Annotated in this window: 13 protein-coding genes; 8 read left to right on the top strand and 5 right to left on the bottom strand. The window is 62.9% G+C overall.

From position 1 onward, the window contains the following. Positions 1-127: 127 nt before the first annotated feature. The 5 genes from AC5WNI_RS00610 to AC5WNI_RS00590 all read left to right on the top strand — a co-directional run bounded on the left by AC5WNI_RS00610 (position 128) and on the right by AC5WNI_RS00590 (position 5481). Positions 128-772: a thiol:disulfide interchange protein DsbA/DsbL gene (locus tag AC5WNI_RS00610; protein WP_043333328.1), complete on the top strand. Its 645-nt coding sequence runs from the start codon at positions 128-130 to the stop codon at positions 770-772. A 92-nt stretch (positions 773-864) separates the two neighbouring features. Further along, positions 865-1602 (top strand): endonuclease/exonuclease/phosphatase family protein, encoded by a 738-nt coding sequence (locus tag AC5WNI_RS00605; RefSeq protein ID WP_225996620.1) that lies wholly within the window; start codon positions 865-867, stop codon positions 1600-1602. Positions 1603-2208: 606 nt separating this feature from the next. Further along, positions 2209-2778 (top strand): TRAP transporter small permease subunit, encoded by a 570-nt coding sequence (locus tag AC5WNI_RS00600; protein WP_043333327.1) that lies wholly within the window; start codon positions 2209-2211, stop codon positions 2776-2778. Beyond that, positions 2778-4184: a TRAP transporter large permease gene (locus AC5WNI_RS00595; RefSeq protein ID WP_175089013.1), complete on the top strand. Its 1407-nt coding sequence runs from the start codon at positions 2778-2780 to the stop codon at positions 4182-4184. The genes AC5WNI_RS00600 and AC5WNI_RS00595 overlap by 1 nt, the downstream gene beginning before the upstream one ends. Before the next feature lie 250 nt (positions 4185-4434). Beyond that, complete coding sequence (locus AC5WNI_RS00590; RefSeq protein ID WP_253063601.1) at positions 4435-5481, top strand: TRAP transporter substrate-binding protein; 1047 nt, start codon at positions 4435-4437, stop codon at positions 5479-5481. A gap of 99 nt (positions 5482-5580) precedes the next feature. Here AC5WNI_RS00590 and dtd read toward each other — a convergent pair whose 3' ends face one another. The 3 genes from dtd to AC5WNI_RS00575 form a co-directional block, all read right to left on the bottom strand. Then, the gene (dtd, locus tag AC5WNI_RS00585; protein ID WP_175089011.1) at positions 5581-6030 is read right to left on the bottom strand and encodes a D-aminoacyl-tRNA deacylase; all 450 of its coding nucleotides are present in this window, start codon (positions 6028-6030) and stop codon (positions 5581-5583) included. A gap of 131 nt (positions 6031-6161) precedes the next feature. Next, positions 6162-7436, bottom strand: coding sequence for a TRAP transporter large permease (locus AC5WNI_RS00580; protein WP_175089010.1), 1275 nt, complete (start codon positions 7434-7436; stop codon positions 6162-6164). Positions 7437-7513: 77 nt separating this feature from the next. Beyond that, positions 7514-8176 (bottom strand): TRAP transporter small permease, encoded by a 663-nt coding sequence (locus AC5WNI_RS00575; RefSeq protein WP_175089009.1) that lies wholly within the window; start codon positions 8174-8176, stop codon positions 7514-7516. A gap of 442 nt (positions 8177-8618) precedes the next feature. On the opposite strand from AC5WNI_RS00575, the gene AC5WNI_RS00570 reads away from it, so the two are divergent. Beyond that, positions 8619-9710 (top strand): TRAP transporter substrate-binding protein, encoded by a 1092-nt coding sequence (locus tag AC5WNI_RS00570; RefSeq protein ID WP_254627030.1) that lies wholly within the window; start codon positions 8619-8621, stop codon positions 9708-9710. A 239-nt stretch (positions 9711-9949) separates the two neighbouring features. Here AC5WNI_RS00570 and AC5WNI_RS00565 read toward each other — a convergent pair whose 3' ends face one another. Both AC5WNI_RS00565 and thiD read right to left on the bottom strand, forming a co-directional pair. Further along, complete coding sequence (locus AC5WNI_RS00565; RefSeq protein ID WP_175089008.1) at positions 9950-10624, bottom strand: chalcone isomerase family protein; 675 nt, start codon at positions 10622-10624, stop codon at positions 9950-9952. Between the two features lie 88 nt (positions 10625-10712). After that, entirely contained in the window at positions 10713-11513 is an 801-nt protein-coding gene (gene thiD, locus AC5WNI_RS00560; RefSeq protein WP_175089007.1) for a bifunctional hydroxymethylpyrimidine kinase/phosphomethylpyrimidine kinase, read from the bottom strand. 110 nt (positions 11514-11623) lie between these two features. Here thiD and AC5WNI_RS00555 point away from each other — a divergent pair, with 110 nt between their 5' ends. Both AC5WNI_RS00555 and AC5WNI_RS00550 read left to right on the top strand, forming a co-directional pair. Then, positions 11624-12088, top strand: coding sequence for a YqaA family protein (locus tag AC5WNI_RS00555; RefSeq protein ID WP_438940915.1), 465 nt, complete (start codon positions 11624-11626; stop codon positions 12086-12088). 348 nt (positions 12089-12436) lie between these two features. After that, entirely contained in the window at positions 12437-13669 is a 1233-nt protein-coding gene (locus AC5WNI_RS00550) for a patatin-like phospholipase family protein (RefSeq protein WP_175089006.1), read from the top strand. Positions 13670-13709 lie beyond the last annotated feature (40 nt).

Here is a 13709-nt window from a genome sequence, read left to right as displayed (position 1 = left end):
CGACAGTGATCCGCCGTGTCCCGCTCGGCAGTCTCGACAGCAGTGGTGGCTGACACGCATACTCGATGCATCACTAATGTTGCCGGGTATCATGCCCGGGCATGCCTCAATCCGATGGAGATGTTCCATGAAGTGGAAACCCCTACTGACTCTGGTGGCGGGCCTTGGCCTGTCAGCAAGCGTGTTCGCCGCTGAAGCCGGCAAGGACTATCAGGTACTCGACGAGCCGGTGAAGACCGACGCGCCGGCGGGCAATGTCGAAGTGGTCGAAGCGTTCTGGTATGGCTGCCCGCACTGCTACAAGCTGGAATCCAGCCTCGAGCCGTGGGTCGATGAGCTGCCGAGTGACGTGACCTTCAACCGTCTGCCGGCCACCATGGGGCAGGACTGGGTCAAGCACGCCTATGCCTTCTATGCCGCCAAGGACCTGGGCATCCTCGACGAGACCCACAAGGCCTTCTTCGATGCCATCCATCAGGACCACCAGCGTCTGACCGACCCGGATGATATCGCCAAGTTCTACAGCGACTACGGCGTCAGCGAAGAAGACGCCAAGAAGTCGCTGACCTCCTTCGGCGTGAAGAGCCAGGTCAATCAGGCCCACGCCCAGATGCGCGCCTACAAGATCATGGGCGTACCGGCACTGATCGTGGATGGCCGTTATGTCATCTCGCCGAGCACGGCAGGCTCACTGCAGAACATGCTCAAGATCACCGACGAGCTGGTCGAGCAGGTGCGTGAAGAGAAAGCCGGCAGCAAGGACGCCGCTTGATGGCAGCGGCTGCTGACTCAGTGGCCGCCAGCGCCACGGAAGGTGCCGGACTCGACGAGACGGCACCTCCCCTGCGTCTGCTGACCTTCAACATGCAGGTCGGTATCCATACCGCGGCGTGGCATCACTATGTCACCCGCGGTTGGCAGCATGTGCTGCCCCACCCGATGCGCCGCAAGCGTCTGGAGCTGATCGCCGCCGCCATCACGCCCTACGACATCGTCGGACTGCAGGAGGTGGACGGTGGCAGTTTCCGCTCCGGCAACGTCAATCAGGTCGATTCACTGGCCGAGACGGCCGAATTCCCGCATCGCTATCAGCAGCTCAACCGCAACCTGGGCCGCCTGGCTCAGCACAGCAACGGCCTGCTGTCGCGCCTGCCGATCAGTCATCTCGAAGAGCACAGCCTGCCCGGCACTCTGCCGGGGCGCGGGGCCATCCATGCCCGCTTCGGCGAGGGCGAACACGCTCTGCATGTCTTCGTCACCCACCTGGCACTCGGTGCCCGTATCCAGCATCGTCAGCTGCAGTACCTTGGCGAGCTGATCGCGCCCCTCAAGCATGTCATCGTGATGGGTGACCTCAATTGCACGCTGGCCCAGCTTCGTCAGCACAAGGCGTTCAGCGAGGCTCTCGATTCCCGCCCCAGCAAGGCCATCAACAGCTACCCGGCCTGGCAGCCACGCCGTGGGCTCGACCATATCCTGGTCTCCTCGACGCTGCGCTTGAGCCACCCGACCACGCTGTCACACCTGTTCTCCGACCATCTGCCGCTTGCGGTAGAAGTCCATCTGCCAGCCGCATGCCGCAAGGCGATCGGGCTCGCCTGACGCCTGTCTCTCTTGCATAGGCATCCCTGACGTCTGCCTCTCCCTCTCTGACGCCCGGTTCTCACGACTCAAGCTTCCGCCAGCTATCCATGGCTTGCCAGCGGCTGTCTGTGCCATGACGCTTGCGCCCGCCGCCGCGTCTGCGGCGCATCGCTTGCTATCTGTTGGATGCGCATAACGCGACCTGCCGCGACCTTTCTTGCCCTATCACTCGCCTGCCTGCCGGCATTGCTTCGCCTATCCCACTGTAAGCAAAGGCAAAGTCAGCCTGTCAGACCAATGATCCATTTGTTGTTGTGGCGCCGCTCGCTACTCTTTGTCTGCCAATGACGTGGATTAATCGTTGACTTAGCGATGACTGATGACATACCGCATCCGAGCGACGTCACTTACAGGGATGAAGCGTGGAATAGCGTTGTTCAAAGCAATGCCATCACGGCTTGCTGCACACCGCGACTGACCACAACATGAGCAACATCTGAATTGGCGACCTTGCCAGCAATCGCTTGCAACACAAGCGCTTGGTAAAGACACAGCAAACGCTGTCGGCAAAGCAACAACAACACCAACAATCATCACCTGCTACCCGCAGGCCAAGGGGACTCCATGTCTGCCAATGCCTCTACCCCCGGCTGGCTCACAGGGCTCGACCGCATGACCGAGGGGCTGGGACGCTGCGTATCCTGGCTGGTCGTCATCATGATGCTGGTCGAATTCACCATCGTGATGCTGCGCTACGCCTTCAATATCAACAGCATCCCCATGCAGGAATCCGTGATGTACATGCACGCGGCCGTCTTCCTGCTCGCCGCCAGCTACACGCTCAAGCACGACGGCCATGTGCGGGTGGATATCTTCTATCAGCGCATGTCGCACCGCGGAAAGTCGTGGGTCGATCTCGGCGGCACCCTGTTCCTGCTGTTCCCGGTGATGACATTCATCCTGCTCTCCAGCCTCGGTTACGTGGGCGATTCCTGGGGCATCAAGGAAGCCTCCCCCGAATCCGGCGGCCTGCCGGGCGTCTACCTGCTCAAGACCCTGATTCCAGCCATCGCCATCCTGATGATGTTGCAAGGCGTGGCGGAAGCCGGCCGCCACCTGCTGTTCCTGATGGGCCGCCTGCCCTCCCCGCATGCGAGCGATGACACCCCTGACCACGATGAGGAGCTGGTGTAATGCTCGAGATCATGCCACTGCTGCTGTTCGTGTGTATCTGTATCGTCCTGATGCTGGGCTATCCGGTGGCGCTGTCACTGGCCGGTACCGCGCTTGCCTTCGCCGGACTCGGCATGGGGCTGGACGCACTGGGCATTACCCAGGGCGTATTCGATGCCAGCTTCCTGTCCGCGATGCCCAACCGCCTCTACGGCACCATGACCAACCAGACCCTGCTGGCCGTGCCATTGTTCGTGTTGATGGGCGTGCTGCTGGAGAAGTCCAAGGTCGCCGAAACGCTGCTCGACGCCATGGCACTGATGTTCGGCTCGCTGCGCGGCGGGCTGGGAATTTCCGTGACCATCGTCGGCATGCTGCTGGCCGCCTCCACCGGTATCGTCGGCGCGACCGTCGTCACCATGGGCCTGTTGTCTTTGCCGACCATGCTCAAACGCGGCTATGACCCGTCACTGGCCACCGGCGCCATCTGTGCCACCGGCACCCTGGGACAGATCATCCCGCCGTCCATCGCGCTGGTCCTGCTGGGCGACGTGCTGTCTTCGGCCTATCAGCAGGCCCAGCTGTCGATGGGCATCTGGAGCCCGAAGACCGTCTCGGTGGGTGACCTGTTCATCGGCGCGCTGATTCCGGGCCTGATCCTGGTGCTCGCCTATATCGTCTACATCGCCATGGTCGCCTGGCTGAAACCGGAAAAGGCGCCGGCCGTCGACCGTGATGCGCTGATGGAAGAGCTGGGGCATACCGGCAGCATCTTCTGGCTGATGATGAAGGGGCTGGTGCCGCCGATCGTGTTGATCGTCTGTGTGCTCGGCTCGATTCTCGGCGGTCTCGCGACCCCGACAGAAGCCTCTGCCGTGGGCGCCTTCGGTGCACTGATGCTGGCCCTCGCCAACCGCAAGCTGAGCCTGAAGACCCTGACGGAAGTGGTGCGCTCCACCACCAACGTCACCTCGATGGTGTTCCTGATCCTGATCGGTGCCGCGCTGTTCTCTCTGGTATTCCGCGGCTTCGGCGGCGAAGAGGTCGTCACCGAGATCTTCGAGAACATGCCCGGCGGCGTCATCGGAGCCACCCTGGTGGTGATGCTGGTGATCTTCCTGCTCGGCTTCATCCTCGACTTCATCGAGATCACCTTCGTGGTGGTGCCGATCGTCGGCCCGGTGCTGCTGGCCATGGGCCTCGACCCGATCTGGCTGGGCATCATGATCGCCATCAACCTGCAGACTTCCTTCCTGACGCCGCCGTTCGGTTTCGCGCTGTTCTACCTGCGCGGCGTGGCCCCCAAGGAAGTCAGCACCAAGCAGATCTACAAGGGTGTCATTCCGTTCATCCTGATCCAGCTGTGCATGCTGGGGGCGCTGGCCGCCTTCCCGGACCTGGCGACCTGGCTGCCGGCCCAGTTCTAGGCCACGACTGACGAGACAGCACAAAGACAGAATACGGACAGAACAACACAGAGCAGCAACTGAATTGGCGGGGCCTGCCCCGTCAGCTGATGGGAGAGCCGCCAGTCGGCTCATACAGATGCACGGGAGCCGTTCGCGGCCCACCTCTTGCCCAGCGCCGGTCACTGACCGGTGCACAACAACAATCGGGCACTTCAAGGAGCATGCCATGCAACTCAACAAACTCGCCTTCGGTATCGCCGTCGGCACCATGACCGCCATGGGCACCCTGCCGGCCGTTGCCAACGCCGCCGATACCTTCACCTGGAAGATGGTCACCTCATGGCCGAAGAACTTCCCGGGGGTGGGCCAGGGGCCGGAACGCCTCGCACGTCTGGTCGATGAGATGTCCGACGGCCGTCTCAAGATCAAGGTCTATGGCGCAGGCCAGCTGGTGCCGGGCTTCGAGGTACTCGATACCGTCTCTTCCGGTACCGCGCAGATCGGTCACTCGGCTTCCTACTACTGGAAAGGCAAGGCGCCGGAAGCCCAGTTCTTCGCCGCCGTCCCCTTCGGCATGACCGCGCAGGAAATGAACGCCTGGCTGCATTACGGCGGCGGCCTGGAGCTGTGGAACGAGGTCTACGACAAGTTCGGCGTCGAAGTCATGGCCGGTGGCGCCTCGGGCGTGCAGATGGGCGGCTGGTTCAACAAGGAGATCAACTCGGTCGCCGACCTCGATGGCCTGAAGATGCGTATCCCGGGGCTGGGTGGCGATGTCATGCAGCAGATGGGCGTGGCGACGGTCAGCATGCCGGGCGGCGAGATCTTCACCTCGCTGCAGTCCGGTGCCATCGATGCCACCGAGTGGATCGGTCCGTACAACGACCTGGCCTTCGGTCTCTATCAGGCCGCCAAGTACTACTACTACCCGGGCTGGCACGAGCCGACCGTCACCTTCGAGGCCATCGTCAACGACGACGCCATGGCCGAGCTGCCCAAGGACCTGCAGGCCATCCTGCGTTCCGCGGTACGTGACGTGAACCAGGACATGCTCGACGAGTACACCGCGCGCAACAACGATGCCCTCGAGACACTGCTCAACGAGCACAAGGTCGAGCTGCGCCGTTACCCGCAGGACGTGCTCGACAAGGCGCGCGAGCTGTCCGGCGACGTGGTCAAGAAACTCGGCGAGTCCAACGATCTGGCCGGCCGCATCTACGAGTCCTATACCACCTTCGAAGGCAAGGTCGAGAAGTGGCATGAGGTCTCTGAACAGGCCTACCTGAACGCACGTAATCCGGAAGGCGTGCAGTAAAACTGCGTTACCTGCGCCGCACTCCCGCGAGGCGGCGCAGTCCTGTCATCCAATGCTTGCAGCCGCCCCCTCGGGGGCGGCTTTTTCGTGTCTGTGCGATCAGCTTTCGAGCAGGAAGGTCACCGGCCCGTCATTGAGTAACGAGACCTGCATGTTGGCGCCGAAGCGTCCGGTCTCGATTCCCACCCCGAGCTCTCTCCCGCGCTCACGCGCCTTGTCGACCAGATAGGTGAACAACCGCTCGCCCTCCGCCGGTGGCGCCGCCGAGGAGAAGCTGGGACGCATGCCGCTGCCGGTGTCCGCCGCCAGCGTGAACTGCGAGACCAGCAGCAGACTGCCGCCCGCCTGCTGGACGTTGAGGTTCATCTTGTCGTTCTCGTCAGCGAAGACTCGGTAATGCAGCATCTTGTGCAGCAGCTTGTCGGCACGAGCCTCATCATCGCCCTTCTCGACGCCCACCAGTACCAGCAAGCCGCCCTCGATGGCGCCGACGCTCTCCTCCTCCACCACGACTTCTGCCCGTGTGACGCGCTGGATCAATGCTCGCATGCCGCTTGCTCCTTCAAGAGATGGATGATGGTTCATGACATTGGGTGCTCGGGAGCATACCAGACGCGAACGCCCCGCAGACTGAGCCTGCGGGGCGCGACAGGTGTTACTTGAGAGGATGGGAGGCGCTGCTAGTTGGCGAGGCTGGGCAGGAACAGCGCGATCTGCGGGAACAGCATCAGCAGCACCGTCGCCAGCAACAGCAGGGCAATGAAGGGCGGCGTCCCCCGGATGACCTCCATGTACGGTTTTCGAAATACCGCCACCGCCGTGAAGATGTCGCAGCCAAAGGGCGGAGTCGCCGAGCCTATCGCCGCCTGCAGGGTGACCAGGGTGCCGACCAGCACCGGGTCCAGTCCGGCGGCATCGACTGCCGGCGCAAACACCGGCGCCAGAATCAGGATCACCACGATGGGGTCCACGAACATGCAGCCGACGAAGTAGGCCGCCGCGATCACTGCCAAGAGCGCCAGCGCGTGCTCCGACAGGTAGGGGATGTAGCCGCCGAGGATGGCATCCGGAATCTTGGCGAAGGAGATCATCCACGAGAAGCCCGCGCCCGCTGCCACCAGGATGAACACCACCGCGGTGATCAGTCCCGTGGAAAAGGCCACACCGGGCAGGTCCTTCAGGGTCACGCCGCGATAGATCAGCATCTCGAGAATCAGCGCGTAGATCACCGATACCGTGGCGGCCTCGGTCGGCGAGAACATGCCCGAGTAGATGCCGCCGATGATGATCACCGGGAAGCCCGCCGGCAGGCTGGCGCGCTTCAAGGCCTTGAAGCGTGCGGGCCAGTCCGCCTTGGGCTGCGGAGCAATGCCCAGCTTCCATGACTTCCACATGCAGTAGAGCGAGAACAGTACCAGGATCATCAACCCCGGGCCGATACCGGCGATGAACAGGTCACCCACCGAGGTACCGGTCGCGACACCATAGATGATCATGCCGATGGAGGGGGGAATCAGCAGCGCGATATCGGAGGCATTGATGATCAACGCGATGGTGAACTTGTCACTGTAACCGGCTTCCAGCAACCGCGGGCGCAGCGGGCGCCCCATCGCCACCACCGTGGCCTGGGTGGAGCCGGATACCGCCCCGAACAGAGTGCAGCCCAGCGCGGTGGTCACCGGCAGGCCACCGCGCCAGTGACCGACGAAACGCTCGACAAGGTCCAGCAGGCGCTGGGCAGTGGAACCCTTGAGCATGATATCGGCCGCCAGAATGAACATCGGCACCGCCGTCAGCACCACTGGCTGCAGGCCACCGATCATCTGCTGGATCACCAGCTCCGGCTTGAGGAAGGGAAAATCGCTGAACAACAAGAAAAAGGTGCCGACGCTCAATGGCACCATCATGGGTACCCCAAGCAACAGCAGCCCCACCATCACGAGCAGAATCCACATCGCAGCTTCCGTCCCTGGGTCAATGAAGTGTGATCAATCGTCTATCGAGGCTCGAGAAGACATTCCAGACGCAGTGGCTAGAGCGCGCCGCTGCCGTCGACTTCCTCGTTCTCGTCCATCTCCGCCGTACGCCATGACAACCAGGCGCCCTGCGCCAGCAGATTGCGCAGAATCGCCATCAGGTACTGGAGAGCCCCGAGCGCCAGTCCCAGCGGGACCACGGCATAGAGCGCCGCCAGCGACCAGCGCAGCGACGGCGTGACACGCCCGGACTTGGCCAGGCTCTGCAGATAATCCACCGCCAGCCAAGCGAGGTAGGCCAACAAGGCACAGGTGATGACCTGCCCGACGATCAGCAGCACCTTGCGCAACCATGGCGGCATGAAGTCCAGCAGCGCCGTCACGCGGATATGTCGCCCGGCGCGCGCGCCGTAGCTGATGCCGAGGAAGGTCAGCCACAGCTGCAGGATCTGCATCAGCTCTTCGGTGAACGGCAGGCTGTAGTTGAAGATGTTGCGCCCGATGACGTTGGCGATGCTGGCCGTCGCCATGCCCAGCACACACAGGGCGATCAACCAGCGCTCGACGTGCGCCAGTCCCTGGTCACCACGTTCGAACCAGGCGGCCAGACGGCGCAGCGGCGCAGGCAGATGTGCGAAGGGGTCCTGACCGCCATTCGTCTCGGCCGGGCTGGGGCGGGTCTCATCAGCGGAGGGAGACTTGGAGGGGGGCGAGTTCATGAAGCGGTTTCCTGTTGATGTGGCATCCTGCCAGATAGGCTTTCTACCAGACGTCATGCGCGCAGTGGTTTGCGCCAGACGACCAGCATTTGCCAGTACGATCCATTGAAATTTTCCTCGGCGCCGTCGTGATTTTCACTTTGGCTACTCTTGTTCTAGCTTTATTAGCGGCGCTTGAAATCAGTATGCAGCCGACGCACGGCATGTCGCTCCGGCGCCGGGGGCCGATTGTGAAGCCCTGGTGAGCAATGAGCAGAGCCTCGAGTACCAGAGACTCATGCGCACAAGCTCAGCTTGTTCATAATAAATTCTAATCACACTATCCAATTTGGTAATTTTTTTATTATATTAAGAATGGCAATATTATCTGAATGATGCAAGTTGCACGCCGGGTATGCCCAGAGCCGCCCGACGCTGATGGAAATCACACAAGGAGAACAAGATGACGATGCAATGGAACCCGTCACCCGAGCAGAATCGCGAGACGTCCAGGACTCCTGTTCCCCTTTCTCGTCTCGCCGCGCTCATCAAGGGAGGCGCCCTCACCGCTGGATTGGGCATGGCGGCGCTGGCCTCCGCGGGCGTGCAGGCGGACACCTGGCGTTTCGCGCTGGAGGAGGTCTCCGGCAGTGTGCAGGATGCCTACGCCCAGGAATTCAAGAAGCGCATCGAAGAGGCTTCCGGTGGTGACATCGATGTCGAGATCTACCCCTATGGGGCACTGGGTACCTCCTCACAGCTCACCGAACTGGTGCAGAGCGATGCCATCCAGCTGACCTTTGCCTCACCGGGTCACCTGGCCTCGGTGATTCCGGAGTCGGGCGTCTTCACGCTGCACTTCCTGTTCTCCGACGACAATGCCGTCAATGAAGAGGTGCTCGGCAGCTCCAAGGCCATCGACATGCTTTCCGAGGCCTACACCGAGCAGAACCTCCAGCTGCTGGGCGTGATTCCGGAAGGCTGGATGGTGTGGACCGGCAACCGCGACATCAAGACACCTGAGGACATGGAAGGCTTCAAGATCCGCACCATGACCTCGCCGATTCTGGTCGAGAGCTACCGCGGCTACGGGGCCAACCCGACGCCGATGCCCTATTCCGAGGTCTACTCCGGCCTGCAGCTGGGTCAGATCGACGGCCAGGTGAACCCGGTGTTCGCCATCCAGGAAATGAGCTTCTACGAAGTTCAGGACTACATGATCCAGGCCAAGCAGGCGCAGTTCATCACCACGCTGGTGGCCTCCAGTGACTTCTATTCCGGACTGGATGACGAGCAGCAGCAGATGCTCGACAAGATCACCAACGAGATGCGTCCGTACATCTTCGAGAAGCAGGAGGAGTACAACGCTGACCGTCTGGAGAAGATCAAGGAAGACAGCGACATCGAGATCATCACGCTGACCGATGAGCAGCGCGAAGCCTTCCGCCCGGTCGGCGAGAAGGGCTGGGAAGTCTATCGTGAGCAATCCGGTGAGCGCGGCAGCAAGATCCTCGACACCCTGCAGGCCGACATCAAGGCTGCCGAAGGCAAGTAAGCCCCAGGCAAGCGCGTCAGCCCCGCCAGGCGGATAGCAAAGAGCGAAAGAGTGATAGAAAGATAAAAAGTTGGAATGTTAGAAAGACGCGCACGAAAAACGCCCCTGCCGGGACTCCCGGCGGGGGCGTTTTTCGTGGTGTCTCGGTCCAGACGCAAGACGAGAGCGATGCCGCTGCAGATGAACCAGATAGGCTAGAGGGACCAGATAGACTAGAGAAGCCAGATGGAGAGCACGCGCTACTGCCCCAGCAGCTGGGTACGGAAATCCTGCTGAGCCGGCTCGTCGCCAAGCCAGATCGCAAACAGGCCATTGGCCAGCGCCAGCGAATCGCTTTCGAAGATGACCTGCCCGTTCAGCACCAGCGACAGCGTGCCTCTGCCCCCACCGGCGGGCAACCATTGCAGTGCATAGCGGTCCCCCGGCACGACGTCCTGATAGGCACGATTGAAGCGCGTCAATTCAGGCTCGATCGCCGCAAAATCCGCCGAGGACAGGTTCTTGCGCACGCCCTTGGTGGTCGCCTTGGCGAAGTCCTCGGCGTCGATGGCATGGAAGTACTCCAGCACCAGGCGGCGCGAGACATCCTTGAGCGGCGCCGGGCGCGGGCGACGCGCATCCTGATAATAGGCGCCGACATAGGCATCCCATAGCAGGTAGGTGAAGAGCCCACTGCCGATCAGCGTCAACGGCTGTCCGGACTGCGTGGTCACCTGATCCGCGAAGGTCACCCCCTTGATCTCGACGGCGAGCGCAGCCGGGCTGGTGGTGGCAAGCAGCGCCCCCATCACGCCCGCGGCCAGCCAGCGCGGCGCACTCGCCACCGGCGAACTGACGACACGCCAGGCGGTGTTCAGGTAGCAAACGGCGCCACGGACAGCTGACACGGACAAGCGATACAGCGATATAGGCATGGCATCTACTCGTTGGCTGGCAGGGATCAAGGGGAGCCTGCGGGGTTCATCACTCCTGCAGACTTTCACGGGCCTGGCTCTCGCTGACTTACCACAGGGCGTGGAAATGATGCACCGGCCCACGACCCTTGCCGACGTTGAGCTGGTCGGAGGCGCGCAGCGCGCCCAGCAGCCATTCGCGCGCCTCGACCACCGCCTGCGACAACGGCAGACCGTTCGCCAGTCGCGCCGTGATGGCAGAAGACATCGAGCAGCCGGTGCCGTGCAGGTTGTCGGTCTCGATACGTGGCGCGCACAGCCATTGCTCGCCGGCATCACTGACCAGCAGGTCATCACAGGCCTGCCCCTCAAGCGCCCCGCCCTTGATCAATACCGCCTTCGCGCCTCGGGCGCGCAGCTCGCGGGCGACCTCAGGCATGTCGGAGCGGCCGATCAGGCGACGCTCGCCCAGCAGTACCGCGGCTTCATGCAGGTTGGGCGTGATGATGTCGGCCAGCGGCACCAGGTGCTCGGCCACCGACTGGATGGCAGCATCATTGACCAGCGCATCACCACTCTTGGCGACCAGCACCGGGTCTAGCACGACCCAGCGCGGGCGACGCTGCTGAAGGCGGTCGGCGAGCATTTCCACCACCAGCGGATCGGCCACCATGCCGATCTTGGCGGCGCGGATATCGAGATCATCCAGCACGGCGTCCAGCTGTGCGGCGATGAATTCCCGCGAGACCGCCTCCACGCTGCGCACACCACAGGTATTCTGCGCCGTCAGCGCCGTGATCACGCTGGCCCCGTAGGCGCCCAGCGCAGAGAATGTCTTGAGGTCCGCCTGAATGCCGGCTCCCCCGGAGGGGTCTGAGCCCGCTATCGTCAGGACGCACGGAATATGCATGCAGGAAGCTCCCGAAATATGGCTTTGACGTGCCAACAGCATACCCGAGCTGAGGAGGGAAGAAAGCCACCCCCAGCGCCCTGACACCGTGAAAGACAGAAGAAAGTGATATGGATGAAGCGGCCTTACTGTCATTGCCGGGATTGACCTCGCTCGCCGTGATCTCGCTGGCCAGCGCCACCCTGCTGCCCGGTGGATCGGAAGCGGCCTTCGCGGGACTGTGGTGCCAGGGACACGCGCCCTGGGCGCTGTGGATCGCGGCGACGCTGGGCAACACGCTCGGCAGCCTGATCAACGTCGCCCTGGGGCGTGGCGCCCGCCGCCTGCGCACACGGCGCTGGTTTCCGGTCTCGCGGCGCGCATTGGCGCGCGGCACTCTGTGGTATCGCCGCTTCGGCGCCTGGAGCCTGCTGCTGAGCTGGGCCCCGCTGATCGGCGACCCGCTGACGGTGCTGGCGGGGGTCTTCCGGCTGGCGTGGTGGAAAAGCATCGTCCTGATCGTGATCGCCAAGGGCGGACGCTATGCATTGCTGCTGCTGGCAGCCGACCTGTGGCTGACGCCCTGGTGTCAATGACCGGCGCACGGCTGCTGCTCCTGTCTTCCTCCTTGTCTCTGCCCATGCCACTGCCCCTGCCGCCTCAGTCAGTCGCTTGAATGAGATCGCAGACACGCAAGGCGAGGATGCGTGCTATGCTGACAGGCGCCATGCTGCACTGCACAATAAAAGCGCTTCCATTGCTTGGGCCCAGTGCCTCATTGCCTGGATCAGGTGCTTCATTGCCCTTGATATGCACCTCGTCACCCTTTCGCTGCCTCCACGAGCCCACGCCTTCCCCATCACATGGCGTCTCGCTCGCGACGGTCCCCCTGACCTCGGGCATTCCCCGGCGGAGTGCTGCACTACTAGAGAGGAGAAGGTTTCATGCGTGATACATCCTGCGACTTCTGCGCCGATGCGCTCAATATTCTGGTGTTGCAAGGCGGTGGTGCGCTCGGCGCCTACCAGATCGGCATCTTCGAGGCGCTGGCCGAGGCCGGCATCCAGCCCGACTGGGTGGTCGGCACCTCGGTCGGCGCCATCAATGGCGCCCTGATCGCCGGCAATCCGGAGGGCGAGCGCCTCAAGGCCCTCGAGTCATTCTGGTACAGCATCGCCCAACCCGCTGCCAGCATGGGCCCCGCCTTCCATCCGTGGGAACGCAGTGTCGCGCGTACCTCTGCCATGCTGTGGGGCATCCCGGGCTTCTTCCGCCCGCGCCCGCTGTGGACGGTGCCGATCTGGCAGAGCTTCTTCGGCGAGCCACCCAGCCTCTACGACACCGAGCCGCTGGGGGACACGCTCAACCGACTGGTGGACTTCGAGCGACTCGATGCCCGCCACCCGGAGAATGTTCGCCTGTCGGTCGGGGCGGTGAATATCGGCAGCGGCGCACTGCGCTACTTCGACTCCTCGCATGAAGCGCTGGACCACCGCCATATTCTGGCCAGCGGCGCCCTGCCACCGGCCTTCCCGCCGGTGTGGGTCGATGGCGAAGCCTATTGGGATGGCGGTCTTTACTCCAATACGCCCGTCAGCTGGGTGCTGTCGGAGCGCCCGCATGGCGAGACGGTGGTCAACTGCTACGTGATCGACCTGTGGAGTGCCGATGGCAAGGTGCCGGAGACATTGCAGGAGGCGCAGCTGCGCGAGAAGGACATCCAGTATTCCAGCCGTGCCGGCGAGCATCTCCATCTGCTGGAAGAGAATCAGGCGCTGCGCATGGGAATCGAGAATCTCGCCGACCATCTGCCGGAGGAGCTGCGCCAGTCACCGAAGATCCAGCGCATCCTCGCCATGACCCAGCAGCCCTCGATCAACGTGGTGCGCCTGCTGGCCTCGGCGCGCCCGGGCGAGACCTCACTGAAGGATATCGACTTCTCGCGCGCGACCATCGACTCGCGGCGCGACAGTGGCTATCAGGACATGCAGGAAGTGCTGAGCCGCTGCAGCCAGTTTGCGCCGCTGCCGGAGGATATCGGGGTCATCGTGCGCAACTTCACGCGCAACGCCGACGGCGAGCTGGTCAGCCTGTCGACCCCTGATGCCAGCCCCGCCGACGATGACCAGGCGAGTATCTCGGCAGAGGACCTGCCCGGTCAGGCGACCGGCAGCTGAGCAGCGCTGACGACGATTCAGCACGATCCATCCACCCCCC

Source organism: Cobetia sp. PDI-12MA, assembly GCF_059507695.1.
Note: the sequence above shows the minus strand (reverse complement) of the source record. Positions and strands in the feature narration are given on the sequence as shown.

Excerpts from the sequence above, each read along its gene's own strand:
- AC5WNI_RS00550 (WP_175089006.1), top strand. The coding sequence starts at position 12,437 with ATGCGTGATACATCCTGCGACTTCTGCGCCGATGCGCTCAATATTCTG.
- thiD (WP_175089007.1), bottom strand. The coding sequence starts at position 11,513 with ATGCATATTCCGTGCGTCCTGACGATAGCGGGCTCAGACCCCTCCGGG.
- AC5WNI_RS00575 (WP_175089009.1), bottom strand. The coding sequence starts at position 8,176 with ATGAACTCGCCCCCCTCCAAGTCTCCCTCCGCTGATGAGACCCGCCCC.
- AC5WNI_RS00590 (WP_253063601.1), top strand. The coding sequence starts at position 4,435 with ATGACCGCCATGGGCACCCTGCCGGCCGTTGCCAACGCCGCCGATACC.
- AC5WNI_RS00605 (WP_225996620.1), top strand. The coding sequence starts at position 865 with ATGCAGGTCGGTATCCATACCGCGGCGTGGCATCACTATGTCACCCGC.
- AC5WNI_RS00570 (WP_254627030.1), top strand. The coding sequence starts at position 8,619 with ATGACGATGCAATGGAACCCGTCACCCGAGCAGAATCGCGAGACGTCC.
- AC5WNI_RS00580 (WP_175089010.1), bottom strand. The coding sequence starts at position 7,436 with ATGTGGATTCTGCTCGTGATGGTGGGGCTGCTGTTGCTTGGGGTACCC.
- AC5WNI_RS00600 (WP_043333327.1), top strand. The coding sequence starts at position 2,209 with ATGTCTGCCAATGCCTCTACCCCCGGCTGGCTCACAGGGCTCGACCGC.
- AC5WNI_RS00595 (WP_175089013.1), top strand. The coding sequence starts at position 2,778 with ATGCTCGAGATCATGCCACTGCTGCTGTTCGTGTGTATCTGTATCGTC.
- dtd (WP_175089011.1), bottom strand. The coding sequence starts at position 6,030 with ATGCGAGCATTGATCCAGCGCGTCACACGGGCAGAAGTCGTGGTGGAG.
- AC5WNI_RS00565 (WP_175089008.1), bottom strand. The coding sequence starts at position 10,624 with ATGCCTATATCGCTGTATCGCTTGTCCGTGTCAGCTGTCCGTGGCGCC.
- AC5WNI_RS00555 (WP_438940915.1), top strand. The coding sequence starts at position 11,624 with ATGGATGAAGCGGCCTTACTGTCATTGCCGGGATTGACCTCGCTCGCC.
- AC5WNI_RS00610 (WP_043333328.1), top strand. The coding sequence starts at position 128 with ATGAAGTGGAAACCCCTACTGACTCTGGTGGCGGGCCTTGGCCTGTCA.